This window comes from Thiococcus pfennigii, from assembly GCF_016583835.1.
GTDB classification, from domain to species: domain Bacteria; phylum Pseudomonadota; class Gammaproteobacteria; order Chromatiales; family Chromatiaceae; genus Thiococcus; species Thiococcus pfennigii.
Map to the genome: position 1 here is coordinate 1 of NZ_NRRW01000029.1, position 20,610 is coordinate 20,610.

Consider the following 20,610-nt stretch of genomic DNA (forward strand, 5'->3'; position numbering starts at 1 on the left):
GGGCGCGGGTCGGGCCTTGGCCTTCGGCGGCGCCGAGCGCCCGCCCTTGACGAGCCGCAGCAGGGCCTCCGCCGACATCCAGCCCGACTCGCCGCCCCCGACGTCCGCGCCAGGGTCCGCGCCAGGGTTCGCGGTCAGACCAGGGGCCTGCTGGGTCGGGGCGAACGGCCCCTCGGGCAGCCCGAGCGCCGGCTCGCGCCGCGCGTCTGCCGCGACACGCGGGGCCTTGCGGCCGGCCCCGCGCGGCGACGCCGCCTCGACCTGCGGTGCGGTCGCCTCGCGCCGCTGACGCCCGGCGAACAGCGGTGCGACGAGCGGCCCGAGCCGCCGGCTCGACCAGCGCGCCGCGGCCAGGACCAGATCGCCGACCCCGTCGACGACGCTCAGCCAGGAGACGCCGCTGAAGAGCCCGAAGCCCAACAGGAAGAGGGCGACGGTGAAGATGGTCGCACCGGCCGGTTTGAACGAGGCGGTCAGCGTGCCGCTGATCAACTGGCCGAGCCCGCCGCCGGCGCCGTTCGGCAGTGCCAGCCCCAGGTCCGAGAGATGGGTCGCGGCAAGGGCGCAGCCGGCTGCCAGCGTCAGCAGGAAACCGACCCACCGCAGCCCGAGCAGATAGGCGTGGGTGCTGACCTCGGGCTCGCGCCGACGGAACAGCAGGTAGCCACTCCAGGCGACCATCAGCGGAATCAGGTAGGCGAAGAGGCCGAACAGGAACAGGGTCACATCGGCGAACCAGGCGCCGAAACGGCCACCGAGGTTGGCGACCTCCTCGTGCGTCCCCAGATACGACCAGCCGGGGTCCTCGGGCGCATAGCTGGCCAGCGCGATGACCAAGTAGACGGCCGCGCACACCAGCGACCACATGGCCCCTTCGCGCAGTGCCCGCTCCAGATAGTCGCCGAGCGAGAGATGCCCCTGACGAGTCGCCTGATTCACGGTAGAGACGGCCTCCGATAAATTCAGCAGATTATAGCCTTCCCCAACATTCTTCGGGCATTTTCTGCAATTGGCAAGCGGGGGCCTTTGCCGAGGTCCGTGCGAGCCGGTACCATGGCCGGCGGCGCGCGGCGCCGAGTCCCCCGATCGCGCTCCCGCCCGGAGCCGTCGGCCCGTATCGCAGGAGCCCACCGATGTCCGATACCAAACACTGCCGTCTGTTGATCCTCGGATCCGGACCGGCCGGCTACACGGCGGCCGTCTACGCCGCGCGGGCCAACCTGAACCCGGTGATGGTCACCGGCCTGGAGCAGGGCGGCCAGCTGATGACGACGACCGATGTCGACAACTGGCCCGGCGACCCGGACGGCGTCCAGGGCCCCGAGTTGATGGAGCGGATGCGCCGCCATGCCGAGCGCTTCGGCACCGAGATCATCCACGACCACATCCACCGGGCCGAGCTCGGCACGCGCCCGTTCCGCCTGACCGGCGACTCCGGCGTCTACACCTGCGACGCCCTGATCATCGCCACCGGGGCCAGCGCCCAGTACCTCGGGCTGCCCTCCGAGCAGGCCTTCCGCGGCCGCGGCGTGTCGGCCTGCGCGACCTGCGACGGCTTCTTCTACCGCGGCCAGAAGGTCGCCGTCATCGGCGGCGGCAACACGGCCGTCGAGGAGGCCCTCTATCTCAGCAACATCGCCGCCGAGGTCACGCTCATACACCGCCGCGACGCGCTGCGCGCCGAGAAGATCCTCCAGCAGCAGCTCTTCGAGCGGGCGCAGACGGGCAATGTACGCATCGCCTGGAACAGCGTCCTCGACGAGGTGCTCGGCGATGCGAGCGGCGTGACCGGCATCCGCATCCGCAACGTCGCCGACGGCACCACCGAGGAGCTCGCGCTGCATGGCGTCTTCATCGCGATCGGCCACCAGCCGAACACCGCGCTCTTCGACGGGCAGCTGGAGATGAACGCCGGCTACATCCGCGTCAAGGGCGGCGGCGACGGCAACGCCACCGCCACCTCGCTGCCTGGGGTCTTCGCCGCCGGCGACGTCATGGACCACGTCTACCGCCAGGCGATCACCTCGGCCGGGGCCGGCTGCATGGCGGCACTCGACGCCGAAAAATACCTCGACGCCTTGGCCGTCACCGGGGGCTGAGAGGGCGTTGCGGCATCCCAGGAGGTCTGCCGCCTCGCCGACATGCACGCGCCGGTCTGCGGGATGAAGCCCTTCGGGAGGCGCTGATCGATCAGCGCCTCCCGCGTGGGGCGGGATGCGCCGCCGTCGTCGGGCGCCTCAGCAACCGAAATGAAGAAAGCAGGGGACCGCCCCTCCGCTGCCGTCTATTTTTCGGCCAGCACGGCCGATCAATCCGTTCTTCGCCAGGAACGTTTCAGAAACAACCGACACGAGCGCGCCGTCGACGAGAAACTATGTACTTCGCGTGTTTCGTAGTTCCAAGAACATTTACCGGTTCTCCTTGAATTGTGACTTGGCACCCATCGAGACGATGCCATGCCCGAGAGACGCTCGAGTCGCGACAGCATTCTGGAACAACTGCGGCGACTGCGGCCCGAGTTGACGGACCGCTTCGCGGTCGAGCGTATCGCATTGTTCGGCTCCGCTGCGCGCGATATGTTGCGCGACGACAGTGACATCGACCTGCTCGTGACCTTCCGTGGGCGGGCCACGCTCGACGGCTACTTCGGACTGAAGGGCTACCTGGAACAGGCCCTCGGGCAACCGGTGGATTTGGTCACCGAACGTGGACTGAAGCCATTGGCGCGGGCCAGCGTCGAACAGGACCTGATCCGTGTCCCGTGACTGGCCGCTCTATCTGGCCGCTCTATCTGGCCGATATCGTCGAGCATGGCGAGCGCGTGGCGCGCCTTCTGCGCGGCCGGGAATGGGATGACTTCGAAGAAGACGAAGTCTTGCGTCAGGCGATCCTGTTCAGCCTGTTGGCCATCGGAGAGGCCACCAAACAGATCCCTCGATCGCTGCGCGAAGCGGAACCGACAGTCAACTGGCGTGGCGCGGCGGGTCTCCGCGACATCATCGTGCACCAGTATTTCGGTCTCGATACGGAAATCCTGTGGGACGCCGCAAGCGTGCATGGGCCTCGCCTGCTAGATGCGGCGCGGCGTCTGCAAGATGGACTGGATCGAAGACCGGCTGAATGATCAGATCCTGGACTTAGGCGATCTCTGTCAACATACGGTCTGACTTGTCCTTTCGCCCGTCTTCTGTGTCGCGACTGCGGTCACATAGCTTGGCTATGCTCCTGCGCTCGCCCCTTGAAGACGAACGAAAATCCGGCCGCATCGGGGATGCTTTTTCCGGCAATCGCCTCGAGCTTTCCACCCTCCGCGAGACGCCGGCCGCAGTATGTCCGGGCACCTTGAAGTAACGTGGTCCTCGCCTCGAGTCATTCGGCAAGCGGCGTCCATTTTCAGTCGCCTAAGCGACTGAAAATGAAGCGAAGCGGAAATCGCATTTTCGCTTCGCGTGTTGAAAAATTGCCCGAATGGCAATTTTTCAAGGTCCCCTCCACTCGTGCACTTGATCGCCGAGGCCGCACGCCCCCTCACCAGCACGGGGCTTGGCTCCGCACAGGCCGCCCTCATCTCGGGACGGCGAAGCGTCGATCCTCCACCGCGAACGGCAGGGCCCCCGCCGCACCGCTCGACGCTCCTTGCCGACGATTCGAGAACGACCGGTACATCTTCGTGGAACTACGAAAGAGCGCGAATAGACGCAGGGGCATTTGCCGTTTTTTGGCGACTTCCGGCATGTCGCCGTTCCTTATCGTCCGTGCGCTTGTGTCGGTTGTTTCTGACCCGCCCCCTACCGACTGCGCCCGAGGTCCCGCCGTATCGCAATGCTGACGCCGTCCGTCCACCCCCGGATCGAGGCGATCCCAGCCGCCGACTGGAACCGGCTCGTCGATGCCGATACCCCCTTCCTGCGCCACGAGTTCCTCGCCGCGCTGGAGCGCCACGGCTGCGTCGGCGAGGCGCTCGGTTGGCTCCCCCGACACCTCGCGCTGCACGATGAGGCGGGGCGCCTCGTCGCCGCGGCCCCCATGTACCTGAAGCACAACTCCTACGGCGAGCTGGTCTTCGACTGGGCCTGGGCCGACGCCTACCACCGCGCCGGCCTGCGCTACTACCCGAAGCTCGTCGTCGCCTGCCCCTACACGCCGGCCAACGGTCCGCGTCTGCTCGCCGCGCCCGGCCCAGGCCAGGCCGAGCACCGGCGCGCCCTCGCCGCGGCGGCGCAGGCGCTCGCCGAACGGCTCGGGGTCTCGTCGCTGCATTGGCTGTTCCCGACCGAGGAGGAGACGCAGCTCCTCGAGGGCCAAGGCCTGCTGCGCCGGATGGGCTGCCAATTCCACTGGCACAACCTGGGCTACCGCGACTTCGAAGACCTCCTCGCGGCCTTCTCGGCCGAGAAGCGCAAGAAGGTCCGGCGCGAGCGGCGCCGCGTCGCCGAGGCCGGGATCGAGATCCGGCTGCGCCACGGTCACGAGGCGAGCGAGGCCGAGTGGGCGCTCTTCCACCGCCTCTACGAGGGCACCTTCGACAAGCGCGGCGGCATCCCGACCCTGTCCCTGCCCTTCTTCCACGAGATCGCCCGAACGATGGGCGAGCAGCTGTTGCTGGTCCTCGCCTACCGCGGCGGGCGGCTGGTCGCCGCCGCCTTCGACCTGATCGGCGCGCGCACCCTCTACGGCCGCCACTGGGGCTGCTTCGAGGAGTATCACAGCCTGCACTTCGAGGCCTGCTATTATCAGGGTCTGGATTATTGCATCGCCCGCGGCCTGGCGCGCTTCGAGCCCGGCGCCCAGGGCGAGCACAAGGTCAGCCGCGGCTTCCTGCCGACCCCGACCTGGTCGGCCCACTGGATCGCCGACGGGCGCTTCCGTCGGGCGATCGGCGATTTCCTCGCCCAGGAGCGCGCCGGGATGCGCGACTATCTCGCCGAGATGTACACACACAGCCCTTACAAAGGCGTCGACTCCCGGGCCGAGGCCAGCTGAGTCGCCATGCTGTTTCGGCTCGACCCCTACAATCCGGCCGCCCCCTTCCCCGATATCGCGCTGGCCGAGCGCGAGCCCAACGGGCTGCTCGCGATCGGCGGCGACCTCAGCGTCACGCGCCTGGTCAATGCCTATCGCCACGGCATCTTCCCCTGGTTCAACGCCGGCGACCCGATCCTCTGGTGGTCGCCGGACCCGCGCACCGTCTTCTTCCCCGAGCGACTGCACGTCTCGCGCAGCCTGCGCAAGCGCCTGCGCCGACGCGAGCTCGGGGTCACCCTCGATCGCGCCTTCGACGCCGTGATCGCCGCCTGCTCGGCACCACGCCGCGACGGCGCCGGCACCTGGCTCGTGCCCGAGATGGTCGCGGCCTACCGCGCCTTGCACCGCCATCGGCTGGCCCATTCGGTCGAGGTCTGGCGCGGCGACGAGCTCGTCGGCGGGCTCTACGGGGTCGCGGTGGGCGGAGTCTTCTTCGGCGAGTCCATGTTCAGCCGCGCCGACGACGCCTCCAAGGTCGCCCTCGTCCACCTCTGCCGACAGCTCGCCGACTGGGGCTTCGGCCTCATCGACTGCCAGGTGATGTCCGCGCACCTGGTGCGCCTGGGTGCCGACGAACTGGCCCGCGAGGACTTTGCCGCACTACTCGAACACGGGTGCCAGCTGCCGGGCCGCCCGGGCCTCTGGGACGACGGCGCACTGCACTACCCGAGCGCCGAGGCCGCCGGCGGGGCGACAGCGACATGAACCGCGACGGCGACCGCCCGGCGGGACTCGGCCTTTACCTGACCGGCGAGCAGCCCTGCTCCTACCTACCCGCACGCCAGGCCCGCTCGCTCTTCGTCGACCCGCTCGCGCGGCTCGACGGGGCGCACTACCGCTGGCTGCTCGCACAGGGCTTTCGTCGCAGCGGGCGCTTCGTCTACCGGCCCGCCTGCCGCGGCTGCCGCCGCTGCATCGCGGTGCGCGTCCCGGTCGCCGCCTTCGCCCCGGACCGCGCCCAGCGCCGCTGCGCCCGACGCAACGCCGACCTGCGCATCGCGCTGCGACCCGCGGAGTTCGTCCCCGAACACTTCGCGCTCTACCGCCGCTACCTCGCGACCCGCCACCCCGATGGCGAGATGGCCGAGGGTGACGCCAATGACTTCTGCCGCTTCCTGCTCGACCCCTGGGGCGGCGAGACGGAGCTGCTGGAATTGCGCACCGCGGCACCGCGGGCTGGGCGGCTGGTCGCGGTCGCCGTCACCGATGTCGTCCCGGGCGCCCTATCGGCGATCTACACCTTCTTCGATCCCGACGAGGCCGAGCGCTCCCTCGGCACCTTCGCCCTCCTCTGCCAGATCGCCGAGGCGCGCCGGCGCGGCCTCGACCAGGTCTACCTGGGTTACTGGATCGAGGACTGCCGCAAGATGCGCTACAAGGGGCGTTTCCGTCCGCTGGAGGCCTGGGACGGCCAGACATGGCGGCACTACGGTCGCGGCGCGCCGCTCCCGACACCACCCGCCGACGCGGCCCGTAGGTCGGGTTAGCCCCTCAGGGCGTAACCCGACGGCCGGCGACGCGGCGCCTACCGAGGCCGGTGTCTGAGGTATCCCCGGATAAGAGGCATCCGCAGTGGCGTAGGTCGACTGACCGACGGAAGCCGGCTCTCGCAATCTGAGCCACCTCGCCGTCGTGCGGCTCACTGGGAACGCCGGCTTTCCAGCCGGCTCGTCGCCGTCGCGGCTCGATGCCACGTTGGCGGCGTCTGGGCCGGTAGAACGGTAGAAGGGCACGTGCGCAGCGGCCATCCAGTGGCGCTTATCGGTGATCTCCTGGCTCCAGCGCCGAAGGTCGCGCGCCGGGGTCATCGAGCCCCCGCGCGCGAAGCCGGCCGAAAGCCGGCGCTCCCAGTTCGTACCGACTCGCCGTCGCGGCCGATCTCGTGGGGATACCTCAGGGCCGGTGTCGGGTTACGGCGCGCGCGAGCCTGTTCATTCGCAGCGAACGCGGTGCTGGCGCGCCTAACCCGACCTACGGCCTACGGCCCGGCGACGGCCGGCACGGCCGCGCGACTCAGGCGCTACGCCGCCCATAGGCCAGCGCCAGCAGGACCGCCCCGCCGAGCACCATCGGCAGCGTCAGGACCTGCCCCATCGTCAGCCAGTCGAAGGCCAGATAGCCGATGTGGGCATCGGGCAGGCGCACGAACTCGACGCCGAAGCGGAACAGCCCATAGCCCATCAGGAAGAGGCCGGACACGGCCATCGTCGGCCGGGGTCGGCTGGAGAAGAACCACAGGATCAGGAACAGGACCAGCCCCTCGAGGGCCGCCTCGTAGAGCTGCGAGGCGTGCACCGGCAGGCTCCAGTCGGCGCCGGCCGGCAGGTCCCGGCACTGCTCCGGGAAGCGCCAGCAGGGCAGGCTCATCCCCCAGGGCACATCGGTGCGGTGCCCCCAAAGCTCGCCGTTGATGAAGTTGCCGATGCGCCCGGCCAGCAGGCCGAGCGGCACGAGCGGCGCGGCGAAGTCGGCGACGCGGAAGAAGCCGAGCTTGTAGCGCCGGCCGAAGAGCCAGAACGCGAGCATGACGCCGATCAGGCCGCCGTGGAACGACATCCCCCCTTCCCAGACCCGCAGCAGGTTGAGCGGGTTGGCGACCAGGTTGTCCCAGCCGTAGAAGAGCATGTAGCCGAGCCGCCCGCCGGCGATGGTCCCGATGACGCCGTAGAAGATCAGGTCGTCGACCATCTCCCGGGTCCAGCCCGACCCGGGCCGCGCCGCCCGCCAGCGCCCGAGCAGCCAGGCCGCGACGAAGCCGATCAGGTACATGAGCCCGTACCAGTGGATCTGGAGCGGGCCGAGCGACAGGGCGATGGGGTCGATGTTCGGGTAGGTCAGCATGGCTGCGGATCTTAGCACGCCGGCGCGGCGATTCGATGAAGCGCGCGCCGGCGGGCCATCGCTCAGCCGACCCAGGCCCGGGCGTTGCGGAAGAGCCGCAGCCAGGGGCCGTCCTCGCCCCATTCCCGCGGGTGCCAGGAGTGCTGGACGGTGCGGAACAGCCGCTCCGGGTGCGGCATCAGGATGGTGACGCGCCCGTCGGCGCTCGCGAGCCCGGTGATCCCCTCGGGCGAACCGTTGGGGTTGGCCGGGTAGCGCTCGGCCGGACGCCCGTCGTGCTCGATGTAGCGCAGCACGGTCCGATCGCGCACCGCGGCCAGGTGCGCGTCGTCGCGCACCTCGACCCGCCCCTCGCCGTGGGCGACGACGACCGGCAGCCGCGCGCCGGTCATCCCGGCGAAGAGCACCGACGGCGACGGGCAGACCTCGACCATCACCAGGCGCGCCTCGAACTGCTCGGAGCGGTTGCGCACGAAGTGCGGCCAATGCTCGGCGCCGGGGATCAGCTCGCGCAGGTTGGCGAGCATCTGGCAGCCGTTGCAGACGCCAAGGCCGAAGGTGTCCGGGCGGGCGAAGAAGGCCTCGAACTGCTCGCGGGCGCGCGGGTTGAAGAGGATGGTCTTGGCCCAGCCCTCGCCGGCGCCGAGGACGTCGCCGTAGGAGAAGCCGCCGCAAGCGGCCAGCCCGCGGAAGGCGGCGAGGTCGATGCGGCCGGCGAGGATGTCCGAGAGGTGCACATCGACGGCCTCGAAGCCGGCGCGGCGGAAGGCGGCCGCCATCTCGACCTGGCCGTTGACGCCCTGCTCGCGCAGGATCGCGACCGGCGGGCGCGCGCCCGTCGCGATGAACGGGGCGGCGATGTCCTCCTGCGGGTCGAAGGGGAGCTGCGCGCAGAGACCGGGATCGGCGGCATCGAGCAGGCGGGCGTGCTCCTCGGCGGCGCAGGCCGGGTCGTCGCGCAGCGACTGGAGGGCCAGCGTGGTCTCGGACCAGACCTGCTGAAGGCGCGAGCGCTCGGCCTGGAGGACGGTCATCTCGCGACGGCGCACGAGGATCCGGTCGCCGGCCTCGACGGTGCCGACGACCCGCCCGTAGAGGCCGAGCCCGTGCCCTTCGAGGATCGCGAGGACCCGATCGGTGTCCTCGTGGCGGACCTGCACCAGGGCACCGAGCTCCTCGGCGAAGAGGGCGGCGAGGTCGTCCGGACCGAGGCGGTCGAGGTCGATCGTCAGGCCGCAGCGCCCGGCGAAGGCCATCTCGCAGGCGGCGATGAGCAGGCCGCCGTCGGAGCGGTCGTGATAGGCGAGCAACAGGCCGGCGACGCGCAGATCCTGCATCGCCGCGAAGAAGCTGCGGAGCTGCGCCGGGTCGTCGAGGTCCGGGGGCTCATCGCCGAGCTGGGCGAAGACCTGCGCCAGACAGGAGCCGCCCAGGCGGTTGCGGCCCTTGCCGAGGTCGATCAGGACCAGATCGGTCGCGCCGCAGCCGGTGCGCAGCTGCGGCGTCAAGGTACCGCGGGCGTCGCCGACGGGGGCGAAGGCGGAGACGATCAACGAGAGCGGCGCGGTCATCGTGCGCGCCTCGCCGCCCGGCGTGCGCCAGACCGTCTTCATGCTCATCGAGTCCTTGCCGACCGGGATCGCGATCCCGAGGGCCGGACAGAGCTCGGCGCCGACGGCCCGCACCGTATCGTAGAGGCGTGCATCCTCGCCCGCATGGCCGGCGGCGACCATCCAGTTCGCCGAGAGCTTGATGTCGCCGAGCGCCGAGATCGGCGCCGCGGCGATGTTGGTGATCGCCTCGCCGACCGCCATGCGCCCCGAGGCCGGGGCATCGAGCAGCGCCACCGGGGTGCGCTCGCCGATGGCCATCGCCTCGCCCGTGTAGTCGTGGTAGTCGCTCAGCGTCACCGCGCAGTCGGCGACCGGGACCTGCCAGGGGCCGACCATCTGGTCGCGGGCGACGAGGCCCGACACCGTGCGGTCGCCGATCGTGATCAGGAAGGTCTTGCTCGCGACCGTCGGCAGCCGCAAGACCCGCAGCAGGGCCTCCTCGAGATCCATCGCGGCGCGATCGAGCAGCGTGCGTGGCGCGGCGAGCCGGGTGACGTCGCGGACCATCCGCGGCGGCTTGCCGAACAGGAGCGACAGTGGCAGGTCGATCGGCCGGTCGCCGAAGTGCGCGTCCTCGACGACCAACTCCTCGGCCTCGCTCGCGGTGCCGACGACCGCATACGGGCAACGCTCGCGCGCGCAGATCGCGCGGAACTCGTCCAACCGCTCGGCGGCGACCGCCAGCACGTAGCGCTCCTGGGCCTCGTTGCACCAGATCTCCAGCGGCGAGAGCCCCGGGTCGTCGCTCGGTACCGCGCGCAGCGCGAAGCGCCCGCCGCGCCCGGCGTCGTGGACCAGCTCGGGCAGCGCGTTGGCCAACCCGCCGGCGCCGACGTCGTGGATGAAGAGGATCGGGTTGTCGGCGCCGCGCGCCCAGCAGCGATCGATGACCTCCTGGCAGCGACGCTGCATTTCGGGGTTGGCGCGCTGCACCGAGGCGAAGTCCAGGTCCTCGGCCGAGGTGCCGGTGGCCTGGCTGGAGGCGGCGCCGCCACCGAGGCCGATCAGCATCGCCGGACCACCGAGTACGATGAGCGGCGTACCGGCCGGGAAGGCCTTCTTGGCGACGTGCCCGTCGCGGATGTTGCCGAGGCCGCCGGCGAGCATGATCGGCTTGTGATAGCCGCGCAGCTCCGGGCCGCGCGGCCCAGGCACCTCCTGCTCGAAGGTGCGAAAGTAGCCGGCCAGGTTGGGGCGGCCGAATTCGTTGTTGAAGGCGGCCGCGCCGATCGGCCCCTCGAGCATGATCTCCAGCGCCGAGACGATCCGCCCCGGCCGGCCGAAGTCCCGCTCCCAGGGCTGCTCGGCCCCGGGCAGGCGCAGATTCGAGACCGAGAAGCCGGTGAGGCCCGCCTTGGGCTTGGCGCCGCGGCCGGTCGCCCCCTCGTCGCGGATCTCGCCGCCGGCACCGGTCGCCGCGCCCGGATCCGGGGCGATCGCGGTCGGGTGGTTGTGGGTCTCGACCTTCATCAGGATGTGGATGTCCTCGGCCCGCTCCTGATAGTGGCCGCTCGCCGGGTCGACGACGAGGCGCCGGCCGGGCCAGCCGGCGATCACGGCCGCATTGTCGCGGTAGGCGGAGAGGACCCCGTCCGGCGCATGCTCGGTGCTGTGGCGGATCATCGCGAACAGCGACTGGGGCTGACGCTTGCCGTCGATGACCCAGTCGGCGTTGAAGATCTTGTGCCGGCAGTGCTCCGAGTTGGCCTGGGCGAACATCATCAGTTCGACGTCGGTCGGGTCGCGTCCGAGCGCCTGGAAGCTCTCGGCGAGGTAGTCGATCTCCTCGTCCGAGAGGGCCAAACCGAGGCGCGCGTTGGCCTCCGTCAGCGCGGTGCGCCCAGCGGCGTGCAGCGCGATGCGCTCGAGCGGGCGCGGTTCGGACCGCTCGAAGACGCAGGCGGCCTCCTCCTGATCGTAGAGGACGCTCTGCGTCATCCGATCGTGTAGCAGGGCCGCGGCGGCCTGGATCGACGGCAGCTCCTCGTGCGGCTCGAGGCCGCCGAGATAGTAGGCCGTCCCACGCTCCAGGCGGCGCACCTTGGCGAGGCGGCAGTTGCGGGCGATCTCGGTCGCCTTCGACGACCAGGGCGAGACGGTCCCGGGGCGCGGCACGACCAGCAGCGCCCGCCCGGTGGGCTCGTGCGCCGGGATGCTCGGCCCGTAGCGCAGCAGCCGCTCCAGCACCTCCCGTTCGGCGCCCGTGAGCGCCTCGGCCAGGTCGGCGAAGTGCATCAGCTCGGCATAGACGCGGATGGACCGACCGAGCACCTCGGCCAGGCGACGCTCGATCTTGTCGATACGGAATGCGGAGAGGGCGGGGGCGCCCCGGAGGACGAGCATGGGATCGGCTCTCGCTGTGCTGGGTGACGTTGACGGGCATGATACTGGAGATGGGCCGGCCGGTCGCAACCGGCGGCGCCGACGGGGAAATGCCAACGCGTCGCCGCCCGCCCCGTGCGCCTTGCCGGACGACGACGCGGACATCGATAATCGAACCGCGCGGACGGCCGCGATCAGGAACCTATAACGCACCAGTGGACTGGCTTGCCATGACACCCGCAAACGAAGGGCGCAGGGCCATCCCGGCCGGCCACCTCGCGCGCACCGCCGGCCTCCTCGCGCTCGCCGGCTGGCTCCTCGCCCTGTCTGGCTGCGCCGGGCTCGGCGGGGCCTGGATCCCCCCCGAGGTCGAACTCGCCCGGGTGCAACCGAGGGCCATCGCCTTGGGCAGACAGGCCTTCCTCGTCAGCCTCTGGCTACGCAATCCCAACGACCGGACCCTGCCGGTCACCGCGATGAGCTACCGGATCCAGCTCGAGGGACGGCAACTGGCCGAAGGCCGGACCGAGCTCGAGCGGCTCATCCCGCCCGGGGGCACCGAGCAGGTCGACTTCCCGGTCCAGAGCAACCTGCTGACGGCGCTCCCCGGTCTGCCGCAACGCCTGCTGGCCGGCGAACCGCTCGACTGGACCGTCACCGGCACCGTCTGGATCCGCGCCGCGGGCCTGACCCTCCCTCTGCCCTATCGGCGCAGCGGCCAGATCGATCGCGCGGCGCTGAACGGCGGCCAGCGCGTCCCGCCCATCCTTCGCCCGTAAGCCAGGCCGCAGGACGCGCGCGGAGCAATCCGCGCCGCCTGGGTCGGTTGCCCACGGATTTCCCGAGGGTTACCATCGCGGGAATCTGGTCGTCCACCTCCAGGCACGCCAGGGGGCGAGCGTCTCCCGAGTCGACACCGACAGCGCACAGATTCGGGCCTCACGGGCACGGAGATGACCACTGGCCGCACCGAATCCTGTACCCAAGATCGTTCAAACCCATCCACCCATCAATCCGAGGAGAGGGGGCATGCCGCGTTTTGAGATACAGGGCGAAGGCCGAGAGACCCATCGCAAGCGCAAGCGAACCTACGTCGCCGCGACCGCCGACGAGGCGCGCGCGAAGGCCGAGGCCGACGGAACCCTCGTCGAATCGGTCCGGCTCGCCGCCGGGGAGGCCACCGAGACCGAATCCTCGACGGCGCCCAAGCCGAAGCCGGCGACCGCGAAGGCATCGACCAAGCCAGCAGCGCCCAAGAAGACACCCAAGAAGACGGGCGCCAACCCAAAGACCGTGAAGGCCCCGCCGGACACGAACGAGACGGCGGCACCCGGCGCGACTCAGTCACCGACCAGCGATGCCAGGGCCGAAAGCGCCGCAGTCAAGGAGGCCGGCGCCGAGAGACGGTCGAAGGCCCCACCGCCTATCGCGCCGGTGGCGATCGAATCGGCGCCCCCGATGACCCCGACCCCGCCTGTTTCGACCAGCCCAGCCGGGCCGGATCCCATCGCGCCGCCGGCGCCCACGCCGCACGCCGCATCGGCGGCAAGCGAGCCCCGGGAGACGGAGACCGCCCCGTCCGCCTCAACGAACGAGCCCGAACCGATACCGGAGGCGACACCGCCGGCACCGGCCGCGCCACCCAAGGCCCCGACGAAGCAAACCCAGCCCCGCGCCGGCCGCGCCCCTTCCGGCTGCCTGCCCGTCCTGATCGGCGGCGTGGGGGTCGGGCTGCTGACGGCACTGCTGTTGCTTTGAGTTCAGTGCCGCGACGCCCCGAAGGCCCCCTGATCGATCCCGTCCTCCGTCCGGAGCATCCGGCGGCCGGGTAGTCCTCCGGCGCCTGACGAGGCCGAAGATGGGGGCCTCGCACCCGGGCGACTGACCGACGAGGGTCGGCGCAGGACGTCAAGGCATCACCCAAGAATCTGTTCCATAAACGGAAATTTCTCGGCGGGAGATGTCCCATGGCGGCGGCCCGGACCAGCTTGACACACCCCCTGCAGATCTCGGTGGTCCGCGCGAGCCCGGCGCATGGCCGGATCGGGATCACCTTCTGCCCGGGCAAGCGCGACCGTTTCGCCCGCACAGGGGCCTGGGAGCGCGATCTGGGCGTCGATCTGGACGCCATCGCCGCCTGGGGGGCCAAGCTGGTGCTGACGCTGGTCGAGCCGGCCGAACTGGTGACCCTCGAGGTGCCGGGGCTCGGTCGGGAGATCGAGCGCCGAGGCATCGCCTGGCGTCATCTGCCGATCGCCGACTATTCGGTCCCGACCGAGGCGTTCGAACGGCAGTGGGCGACGGATGGCCGCGAGATCCGCACGCTGTTGCGCAACGGGGATGATGTGCTCGTCCATTGCCGGGGAGGCCTGGGCCGGGCGGGCATGATCGCCGCGCGGTTGCTCGTCGAGCTGGGCATGGAACCCGAGGACGCCATCCGCTACGTCCGCCGCGAACGCCGGGGCGCCATCGAGACGCCGTCGCAACTCGCGGTGGTGCGTCGAACCTTGCCCAGTCGCTGAGCGGGGACCGGGGATGCACAGCGGCCTGCCGCCGATCGATACCGCCACCATGCAGCGCGTCGGCGGACAATTGGGAACGAACCCGGCCGGCGTCTTTCAAGACGACCGCGGGCGCCGCTACTACGTCAAGACGCTGGAGTCACCAGAGCACGCCCGCAACGAGGCGGTCGCCGCCCGGCTCTACCAACTGACGGGCGCCCCGACCTTGACCTATGTGCGCACGGCCCAGCCCGACCAGATCGCGACGGAATGGGTCCTGCTCGAGAAGAGGCGCATCGCCCATTTCACCGAAGGGGAACGCAAACAGGCGCAGCGATGGTTCGGGGTGCATGCCTGGACGGCCAATTGGGACGCCGCCGGCTTCGATGGCGACAATCAGGGTGTCGTCGCCGGACGGGTGCTGACGCTCGATGTGGGCGGAGCGCTGGCCTTTCGGGCGCGCGGCGACCCCAAGGGTCGCGCGTTCGGCATCCAGGTCGACGAGATCGAGGTCATGCGAAGCGATGATCGCAACCCACACGCCGTCAAACTCTTCGCCGACATGGGTCCCGACGACATCGCAGAGGCCATCGCGGTCGTGGTGCGGATCCCCGACGACTCGATTCGCCAAGCCATCATCGATAGCGGCGGCAGTCGCCGGCTGACCGACAAGATGATCGCCCGCAAGGCCGATATGGCCAGGCGTCTGAGATCGAATTAGACGGCGCGGCCGAGCGCCTCCCGCCGGGGTGAAGCGACGGATCATCCTTGGCGTTCCACTTGGCAGGGCTCGCCTCCTCTGGGCAGGCCCGAGAACGTCCGGCCCGGGTCGAACGACGCTTCCCCTCGCGCCCGAACCCCGGACGAATCCGGGGTTCGAGCCTCGGGCCGCACGGCCGTGCAGCCCGACATCGGCACTCAGATCTCGCCGTCCTCGCGCGACTCGGCCGCGGCCGTCCGCTGATTGAGGTACTCGTTGCGCATGACCGCCGAGCGCGGCAGCGGGCTGGCGTCGGGGTTGTCCAGCATGAAGGTATCGTAGGAGGTCAGCCGGTATCCGTCCGAGGACTCGCGCGGGACATAGCCTTCGATCTCCGTGGTGAGGTCGGGATTGCCCCGGTACAGGGTGTACAGCGACACCTGCACATCGCTCGACGCCGTCTTCGGCACCGCCCTGATGAACTGGCTGCCGTAGCGGGTGTCGAGATCGGGATTGTTGAAGCCGCCATAGATGTCGTCGGCCAGCGCCGCGTGGCTGGCCAGGGTGAGGGCGGCGGCAGTCATCAATGTCTTCATCGTCAAACCTCGGTAATGTCTTCGTCACAGTTGAAGGAACCGGAGCCTGCCGAGCGCCGCTGCCCGGGCGCGGGTGGCCCCGGACCGAACCCCGTGGGTTCGAGCGTCTCGCCGGCTGGTGGTCAAGTCTTGGCTTACCCCTTGGCTCCATGACGGAACACGTCGGTGTGCTGTCATGAACCCGTAACCCAGGCGGCGAGGCCTTTATTCCCAACGAAGAAATTTTTTCGTGATCGGGAATAAAACCCGGCGGCGGGTGGTTGTGTGACGGGAATATGAACGAGACATTGCGATTCGAAGAATTGATCGTGCCGCACCTGGATGCGGCCTATAACCTCGCGCGTTGGCTGACCCGCAACGACGCCACGGCGCAAGAGGTGGTTCAGGAGAGTTGCCTGCGCGCCCTGAAGGCCCTGCCGCGCTTTCGCGGCGACGATGCACGCGCCTGGCTGCTCACGATCGTGCGCAACCAGAGCTATAGTTGGCTCAAGAAGACGGCGGGGCCGCGTCTCGTCGACATCGACGACGAGACCGGGCTCGACGATGACGACCAGGCCCGCCTGTCGCACAAGGAGACGCCGGAGACCTGGCTGAGCCGAACCCAGGACCGGATGCTCCTGACGCAGACACTGGACGCGCTCCCGGCCACCTATCGCGAGGTCATCGTCCTCAAGGACCTGGAGGACATGTCCTACAAGGAGATCGCGCAGGTGATCGGCACGCCGCTCGGCACCGTGATGTCGCGGCTGGCCCGCGGGCGCGAGATGTTACGCACCAGACTACTGGCTTCCGAATGGACGACATGAACTGCCGCGCTTGCCTCTACTGGCTGCAGGCGTATATCGACAGCGAGGCGCTGGACGCGGAGATCGAGGCCAAGCTGCACGCGCACCTGGACGGCTGCCCGAAGTGCCGCGAGAGGCTCGCCGCGCTGGAGCTGCTCCGCCAGGGCGTCCGCGAGCGCCTGCCCTATCACCCGGCGCCTTCGGACATGTCGCGCCAGGTGCTCGCGCGGGCCGAGGCCGAGGAACGCACGGCGCAGGCGCAGCGGGCGGAGCGACGCGCGTCCTGGGCCAGGCTGGCGCTCGCCGCGGTGGTGCTGGCGATCGTCGCGATCCTCTACTTCGCGGCGTCCTCGTCTCGGGACGGCCTCGCCGAGGACTTCGTCGCGCGGCACGAGCATTCCCTGCTGGAGGACCACCTGACCGACCTGGCCACCTCCGACCCGGCCATGCTCGCGGCCTGGTTCGCCGCCAGGCTCGACCGCGCCCCGCCGGTCGCGGACTTCGACCGAGCGGGCTATCGGTTGCTCGGGGGGCGGCTCGATTTCATCGAGCACCGCACCATCGCCGCGCTCGTCTACGGCCACCAAGGACATCCCATCAATGTCTTCGTGATGCCGGCGACCAAGGCGGACCGCCCCCTGCGCCGTGTCACCCGAGGCGGCGCGAACCTGATCGCCTGGCGCCAAGGCCAGTGGGCCTACTGGGCCGTCGCCGATCTGGACACGAAGGACCTCCAGGCCCTGCGCCAGCTCATCGAGTGACGAAGGTCGCGCAAGGGCGCCGTCCGGGGACCCGAGGCCGGCGCCGCCTGTCAGCGCCTGGTCCTCAGCCGCTGCCGGCAACGAGTCGGGCAGCGAGGTCCGCCAGGTCCGGCGAAGCGCTCGTGTCGACCGAGATCAGGTGGGTCAGCTCCTCCCCGGCCGGCGGCTCCTGGCCACTGAGCTGCAAGTCGAGGACCGCCTCGTCCGCCTCGGACGGATCGCCGCCGGCGCGCCGGCGGGCCGCGAGGCGCTCGCGCAGCACGGCCTCCGGCGCGTGCGCGCAGAGGATCCGGCACGGGCAGCCCAGCGCCTCGGCGAGGGCGAGAAAGGCCCGGCGCTGATCGCGCCGCAGGAAGGCCGCATCGACGAGCACATCGTAGCCGGCCGCCAGCACGGCGCGCGCCAGCGCGCGCAGCCGCTCGTAGGTCCAGGCCGTCGCCTCGCCCGTGTAGATGTCGCCGACGGTCGCGGTCGAGTCGGCGTCGGCCGCCAGGCCGAAGAGCCGCTTGCGCTCGATGTCCGACCGAATCCGGATCGCCGCCAGGTGCTCGAGCAGCTCGCCTGCCAGCCAGCTCTTGCCGGACCCGGAGAGGCCGTGCAGCAGGATCAGGGTCGGTCGCCGGGACCGGGTGTAGCCCTCGGCGAGGTCCAGGTAACGGGCAAGGTCGCGCCGCTCGACGGCGGCCTCGGCCGGCGGGACCTGCGCCTGGCCGAGGCGGATGGCGATGACCTTGGCCCGCACCATGGCCCGATAGATCTTGTAGAGATCGAGCAGCGGGAGACCAGCGTAGTCGCCGGTGAGTGCCAAGTAGCGGTCGAGGAAGCGCCGTGCGAGGACCGCGTAGCCGCCCTCGTCGAGGTCCATGACGAGGAAGGCGACCTCGCTCATGGTGTCGATCCAGCGCAGCTCGGGGCTGAACTCGATGGCATCGAAGATCACCACCTCGTCGGCGACGATCGCGATGTTGCCGCGGTGCATGTCGCCATGGCACTCGCGGATGTGGCCGTCGCGCCGGCGCTGCGTAATCTCCTCTCGGAGGGCCTCGGCGCGCGCGCGCGTCCAGGCCTCGAGGGCGTCGATCCGCCCCGCCTGATCGGCCGCGAGCCCCGCGCGGATCTGCCGGAAGTTCTCGAGCATCGGGCCAAGCACCGCCGCCTCGCGGCCGTAGTCGCTGTCGGGCGGCGCCACGGGGATGTGCGCGTGAAAGTCGGCCACCCGCACGGCGATGCGCTCGACGATATCCATCGTCACCGTGCGGCGGCTCAGGAGGGCCTCCTGCGAGAAGCGGCGCATCCGGACCGCCCATTCGATCGCCTCGCCGTCGCCGCCGATCCGCGGGCGCGCCGGCGTGCCCGTGACCGGCTCGACCGAGAGATAGAGCTGCGGCGCCAGGCGGCGGTTGAGACGCAACTCCTCGCCGCAGAGCGTGCGGCGCCGCACCAGCGTCGAGAAGTCGAGGAAGCCCAGGTCGAGCGGCTTCTTGAGCTTGTAGGCGAAATCGCCGGCCAACAGGACGACCGAGATGTGGGTCTCGATCCGCTCGACCTCGGTCACCGGATGGGGATAGGCGCCCGGCTCGAGCAGGCCTTCGATCAGGGTTTCGAACTCTGTGGTGGGCATCGTCATCGCTGTCGCTGTGGCGGCCTGAACGGCCAAAAGGTCAGTCGAACCGCGGGTTGATCGGCCCATCCGGCTTCAGTAACCTTCGCCGGTCGAACGAACCCTCGCACCCAAGTTTAGAGAAAGACGCCTATGACCATCGAACGCATCGTCCTCGCCGTCGCCGGCTCCTTCATCCTGCTCTCGCTCGCGCTCTCGCAGCTGCACAGCCCCTACTGGCTGTGGTTCACGGCCTTCGTCGGGGCCAACCTGCTGCAATCGGCCTTCACCGGCTTCTGCCCGCTGGCCGTGATCCTCAAGCGCCTCGGCAAGAAGCCCGGCGCGGCCTTCTGATCAGGCCCCGATCCAGCCGGGCCGAGCCGGCCGTCAGTCGACGATCGGTTCGGCCCAGACGTCGTGGTCGCCGGCCGCGGTGACCTCGACCTCGATGAAGTCCCCTGGCTCCAGCTCCCAGGCCCCGGGCACGATGACCACCCCGTCGATCTCCGGCGCATCGAACTCGCTGCGTGCGACGACCCGCTCGGGCTCCACCTCGTCGACCAGCACCGTCAGCCGCTGCCCGACGCGCGCCGCGAGCCGCGCGCGGCTGATCTCGGCCTGCACCGCCATCAGCGCCGCCAGCCGCTCCTCCTTGACGGACTCCGGGACTGGATTCGGGAGCTCATTGGCCGCCGCACCGGCCACCGGCGAGTAGGCGAAGGCGCCGACGCGATCGAGCTGGGCGTCGCGCAGGAACGCGAGCAGGCGCTCGAAATCGGCCTCGGTCTCGCCGGGAAAGCCGACGATGAAGGTGCTGCGCAGCGCAAGCTGGGGACAGCGCCCGCGCCAGCGCGCGAGCCGCTCCAGGACCCGCTCGGCGGCGGCCGGGCGGCGCATCGCCTGGAGGACCGCCGGGCTGCCATGCTGCAGCGGCATGTCGAGGTACGGCAGGATCAGGCCGTCGGCCATCAGCGCGATCAGCTCGTCGACCTGCGGATAGGGGTAGACGTAGTGCAGTCGCACCCAGGCCGGCAGCTCACCGAGGGTGCGGGCCAGCGTGACGATATCGGTCGCGAGCGGACGGGTACCCCAGAAGCCCGGTCGGCCGCGCCGGTCGTGGCCGTAGGCGCCCGTATCCTGGGCGATGACCAGCAATTCGCGCACGCCCGCCTCGACGAGCCGCCCGGCCTCGTCGAGGACCTCGCCGATCGGCCGGCTGACGAGGTCGCCTCGCAGGCTCGGGATGATGCAGAAGCGGCAGCGGTGATTGCAGCCCTCGGCGATCTTCAGATACGCATAGTGGGCCGGCGTGAGCCGGACGCCCTGCGCCGGCACCAGGCTCAGGAACGGCGCGTGCGGGGCCGGCAGGTGGGCGTGGACCGCGTCCATGACGGCCTCGTCGGCGTGCGGACCCGTGATCGCCAACAGCTCCGGGTGGGCGGCGCGCACCAGCGCCTCGCGCGCCCCGAGACAGCCGGTGACGATGACCCGGCCGTTCTCGGCCAGCGCCTCGGCGATCGCCTCGAGCGACTCCTCGACGGCCGCGTCGATGAAGCCGCAGGTGTTGACGATGACCAGGTCGGCCCCGGCATAGGTCGGTGAGATGCCGTAGCCCTCGGCACGCAGCTGCGTCAGCAGCCGCTCGGAATCGACGGTCGCCTTCGGGCAGCCAAGGCTGACGAAGCCGACCTGCGGCACCCCATCATCGTTCATCATCGTCGTCTCTCGCATCGGCAATCCGGTTCAGGTCGGGCGGTGAGCAGGCCCTGGCATGCCTGCACGGCGGAGCGCCGACCCCGCACCGGCCCTCACCTTCGCAGACGCCTGCGACAAGGTCGTCGACGCCGCGTTGCTGGTCAGGAATCG

19 protein-coding genes are annotated in these 20,610 nt (G+C 70.2%); 13 read left to right on the forward strand and 6 right to left on the reverse strand.

What is annotated here, in order from left to right; translation table 11 throughout:
* On the reverse strand, nucleotides 1-939 hold a 939-nt coding region (locus tag CKO41_RS10805; protein WP_200382233.1), incomplete at its 3' end, for a DNA translocase FtsK 4TM domain-containing protein.
* A 194-nt stretch (nucleotides 940-1,133) separates the two neighbouring features.
* Between CKO41_RS10805 and trxB the strand changes: the two genes are divergently transcribed.
* The 6 genes from trxB to CKO41_RS10835 all read left to right on the forward strand — a co-directional run bounded on the left by trxB (nucleotide 1,134) and on the right by CKO41_RS10835 (nucleotide 6,512).
* Entirely contained in the window at nucleotides 1,134-2,099 is a 966-nt protein-coding gene (gene trxB / locus CKO41_RS10810; RefSeq protein ID WP_200254428.1) for a thioredoxin-disulfide reductase, read from the forward strand.
* A 357-nt stretch (nucleotides 2,100-2,456) separates the two neighbouring features.
* Nucleotides 2,457-2,765 carry a nucleotidyltransferase family protein gene (locus tag CKO41_RS10815; RefSeq protein WP_200382235.1) on the forward strand — a complete coding sequence of 103 codons (309 nt, stop codon included), beginning with the start codon at nucleotides 2,457-2,459 and terminating at the stop codon, nucleotides 2,763-2,765.
* The gene (locus CKO41_RS10820; RefSeq protein ID WP_200382237.1) at nucleotides 2,762-3,124 is read left to right on the forward strand and encodes a HepT-like ribonuclease domain-containing protein; all 363 of its coding nucleotides are present in this window, start codon (nucleotides 2,762-2,764) and stop codon (nucleotides 3,122-3,124) included. The genes CKO41_RS10815 and CKO41_RS10820 overlap by 4 nt, the downstream gene beginning before the upstream one ends.
* Nucleotides 3,125-3,822: 698 nt before the next feature.
* A complete protein-coding gene (locus CKO41_RS10825; protein WP_200382238.1) occupies nucleotides 3,823-4,983 on the forward strand; it encodes a GNAT family N-acetyltransferase in 1,161 nt (386 codons plus the stop codon).
* A 6-nt stretch (nucleotides 4,984-4,989) separates the two neighbouring features.
* The gene (gene aat, locus CKO41_RS10830) at nucleotides 4,990-5,730 is read left to right on the forward strand and encodes a leucyl/phenylalanyl-tRNA--protein transferase (protein ID WP_200254419.1); all 741 of its coding nucleotides are present in this window, start codon (nucleotides 4,990-4,992) and stop codon (nucleotides 5,728-5,730) included.
* Nucleotides 5,727-6,512, forward strand: coding sequence for an arginyltransferase (locus tag CKO41_RS10835; RefSeq protein WP_200382239.1), 786 nt, complete (start codon nucleotides 5,727-5,729; stop codon nucleotides 6,510-6,512). Before aat ends, CKO41_RS10835 begins: the two co-directional genes overlap by 4 nt.
* Nucleotides 6,513-7,038: 526 nt before the next feature.
* Here the strand turns inward: CKO41_RS10835 and lgt are convergent.
* Nucleotides 7,039-7,866: a prolipoprotein diacylglyceryl transferase gene (gene lgt, locus CKO41_RS10840; RefSeq protein WP_200382240.1), complete on the reverse strand. Its 828-nt coding sequence runs from the start codon at nucleotides 7,864-7,866 to the stop codon at nucleotides 7,039-7,041.
* A gap of 62 nt (nucleotides 7,867-7,928) precedes the next feature.
* On the reverse strand, nucleotides 7,929-11,822 hold the full coding sequence (gene purL / locus CKO41_RS10845) for a phosphoribosylformylglycinamidine synthase (protein ID WP_200382241.1): 3,894 nt from the start codon (nucleotides 11,820-11,822) through the stop codon (nucleotides 7,929-7,931).
* Between the two features lie 209 nt (nucleotides 11,823-12,031).
* Here purL and CKO41_RS10850 point away from each other — a divergent pair, with 209 nt between their 5' ends.
* The 4 genes from CKO41_RS10850 (at nucleotide 12,032) to CKO41_RS10865 (ending at nucleotide 15,023) form a co-directional block, all read left to right on the forward strand.
* The gene (locus CKO41_RS10850) at nucleotides 12,032-12,580 is read left to right on the forward strand and encodes an LEA/WHy family protein (RefSeq protein ID WP_200254846.1); all 549 of its coding nucleotides are present in this window, start codon (nucleotides 12,032-12,034) and stop codon (nucleotides 12,578-12,580) included.
* A gap of 250 nt (nucleotides 12,581-12,830) precedes the next feature.
* Nucleotides 12,831-13,559, forward strand: coding sequence for a hypothetical protein (locus tag CKO41_RS10855; protein WP_200382242.1), 729 nt, complete (start codon nucleotides 12,831-12,833; stop codon nucleotides 13,557-13,559).
* A gap of 230 nt (nucleotides 13,560-13,789) precedes the next feature.
* Complete coding sequence (locus tag CKO41_RS10860) at nucleotides 13,790-14,323, forward strand: cyclin-dependent kinase inhibitor 3 family protein (RefSeq protein WP_242464259.1); 534 nt, start codon at nucleotides 13,790-13,792, stop codon at nucleotides 14,321-14,323.
* 13 nt (nucleotides 14,324-14,336) lie between these two features.
* The gene (locus CKO41_RS10865) at nucleotides 14,337-15,023 is read left to right on the forward strand and encodes a hypothetical protein (protein WP_200250824.1); all 687 of its coding nucleotides are present in this window, start codon (nucleotides 14,337-14,339) and stop codon (nucleotides 15,021-15,023) included.
* Nucleotides 15,024-15,220: 197 nt separating this feature from the next.
* On the opposite strand, the gene CKO41_RS10870 is transcribed toward CKO41_RS10865, so the two are convergent.
* Complete coding sequence (locus CKO41_RS10870; protein ID WP_200250822.1) at nucleotides 15,221-15,586, reverse strand: hypothetical protein; 366 nt, start codon at nucleotides 15,584-15,586, stop codon at nucleotides 15,221-15,223.
* 287 nt (nucleotides 15,587-15,873) lie between these two features.
* Here CKO41_RS10870 and CKO41_RS10875 point away from each other — a divergent pair, with 287 nt between their 5' ends.
* Nucleotides 15,874-16,404 (forward strand): sigma-70 family RNA polymerase sigma factor, encoded by a 531-nt coding sequence (locus CKO41_RS10875; protein WP_200250819.1) that lies wholly within the window; start codon nucleotides 15,874-15,876, stop codon nucleotides 16,402-16,404.
* Entirely contained in the window at nucleotides 16,401-17,144 is a 744-nt protein-coding gene (locus CKO41_RS10880; RefSeq protein WP_200250816.1) for an anti-sigma factor family protein, read from the forward strand. The genes CKO41_RS10875 and CKO41_RS10880 overlap by 4 nt, the downstream gene beginning before the upstream one ends.
* 64 nt (nucleotides 17,145-17,208) lie before the next feature.
* On the opposite strand, the gene CKO41_RS10885 is transcribed toward CKO41_RS10880, so the two are convergent.
* Complete coding sequence (locus CKO41_RS10885) at nucleotides 17,209-18,765, reverse strand: bifunctional aminoglycoside phosphotransferase/ATP-binding protein (protein WP_242464260.1); 1,557 nt, start codon at nucleotides 18,763-18,765, stop codon at nucleotides 17,209-17,211.
* 132 nt (nucleotides 18,766-18,897) lie between these two features.
* Between CKO41_RS10885 and CKO41_RS10890 the strand changes: the two genes are divergently transcribed.
* Complete coding sequence (locus CKO41_RS10890; protein WP_200250813.1) at nucleotides 18,898-19,098, forward strand: YgaP family membrane protein; 201 nt, start codon at nucleotides 18,898-18,900, stop codon at nucleotides 19,096-19,098.
* A gap of 33 nt (nucleotides 19,099-19,131) precedes the next feature.
* On the opposite strand, the gene rimO is transcribed toward CKO41_RS10890, so the two are convergent.
* Complete coding sequence (gene rimO, locus CKO41_RS10895; RefSeq protein ID WP_242464261.1) at nucleotides 19,132-20,460, reverse strand: 30S ribosomal protein S12 methylthiotransferase RimO; 1,329 nt, start codon at nucleotides 20,458-20,460, stop codon at nucleotides 19,132-19,134.
* Nucleotides 20,461-20,610: the final 150 nt, after the last annotated feature.

What these genes read in the sequence shown, in the direction of transcription:
- trxB (WP_200254428.1), top strand. Translation starts at nt 1,134, where the DNA reads ATGTCCGATACCAAACACTGCCGTCTGTTGATCCTCGGATCCGGACCG.
- CKO41_RS10815 (WP_200382235.1), top strand. Translation starts at nt 2,457, where the DNA reads ATGCCCGAGAGACGCTCGAGTCGCGACAGCATTCTGGAACAACTGCGG.
- CKO41_RS10825 (WP_200382238.1), top strand. Translation starts at nt 3,823, where the DNA reads ATGCTGACGCCGTCCGTCCACCCCCGGATCGAGGCGATCCCAGCCGCC.
- aat (WP_200254419.1), top strand. Translation starts at nt 4,990, where the DNA reads ATGCTGTTTCGGCTCGACCCCTACAATCCGGCCGCCCCCTTCCCCGAT.
- CKO41_RS10835 (WP_200382239.1), top strand. Translation starts at nt 5,727, where the DNA reads ATGAACCGCGACGGCGACCGCCCGGCGGGACTCGGCCTTTACCTGACC.
- lgt (WP_200382240.1), bottom strand. Translation starts at nt 7,866, where the DNA reads ATGCTGACCTACCCGAACATCGACCCCATCGCCCTGTCGCTCGGCCCG.
- purL (WP_200382241.1), bottom strand. Translation starts at nt 11,822, where the DNA reads ATGCTCGTCCTCCGGGGCGCCCCCGCCCTCTCCGCATTCCGTATCGAC.
- CKO41_RS10850 (WP_200254846.1), top strand. Translation starts at nt 12,032, where the DNA reads ATGACACCCGCAAACGAAGGGCGCAGGGCCATCCCGGCCGGCCACCTC.
- CKO41_RS10855 (WP_200382242.1), top strand. Translation starts at nt 12,831, where the DNA reads ATGCCGCGTTTTGAGATACAGGGCGAAGGCCGAGAGACCCATCGCAAG.
- CKO41_RS10865 (WP_200250824.1), top strand. Translation starts at nt 14,337, where the DNA reads ATGCACAGCGGCCTGCCGCCGATCGATACCGCCACCATGCAGCGCGTC.
- CKO41_RS10870 (WP_200250822.1), bottom strand. Translation starts at nt 15,586, where the DNA reads ATGACTGCCGCCGCCCTCACCCTGGCCAGCCACGCGGCGCTGGCCGAC.
- CKO41_RS10875 (WP_200250819.1), top strand. Translation starts at nt 15,874, where the DNA reads ATGAACGAGACATTGCGATTCGAAGAATTGATCGTGCCGCACCTGGAT.
- CKO41_RS10880 (WP_200250816.1), top strand. Translation starts at nt 16,401, where the DNA reads ATGAACTGCCGCGCTTGCCTCTACTGGCTGCAGGCGTATATCGACAGC.
- CKO41_RS10885 (WP_242464260.1), bottom strand. Translation starts at nt 18,765, where the DNA reads ATGCCCACCACAGAGTTCGAAACCCTGATCGAAGGCCTGCTCGAGCCG.
- CKO41_RS10890 (WP_200250813.1), top strand. Translation starts at nt 18,898, where the DNA reads ATGACCATCGAACGCATCGTCCTCGCCGTCGCCGGCTCCTTCATCCTG.
- rimO (WP_242464261.1), bottom strand. Translation starts at nt 20,460, where the DNA reads ATGATGAACGATGATGGGGTGCCGCAGGTCGGCTTCGTCAGCCTTGGC.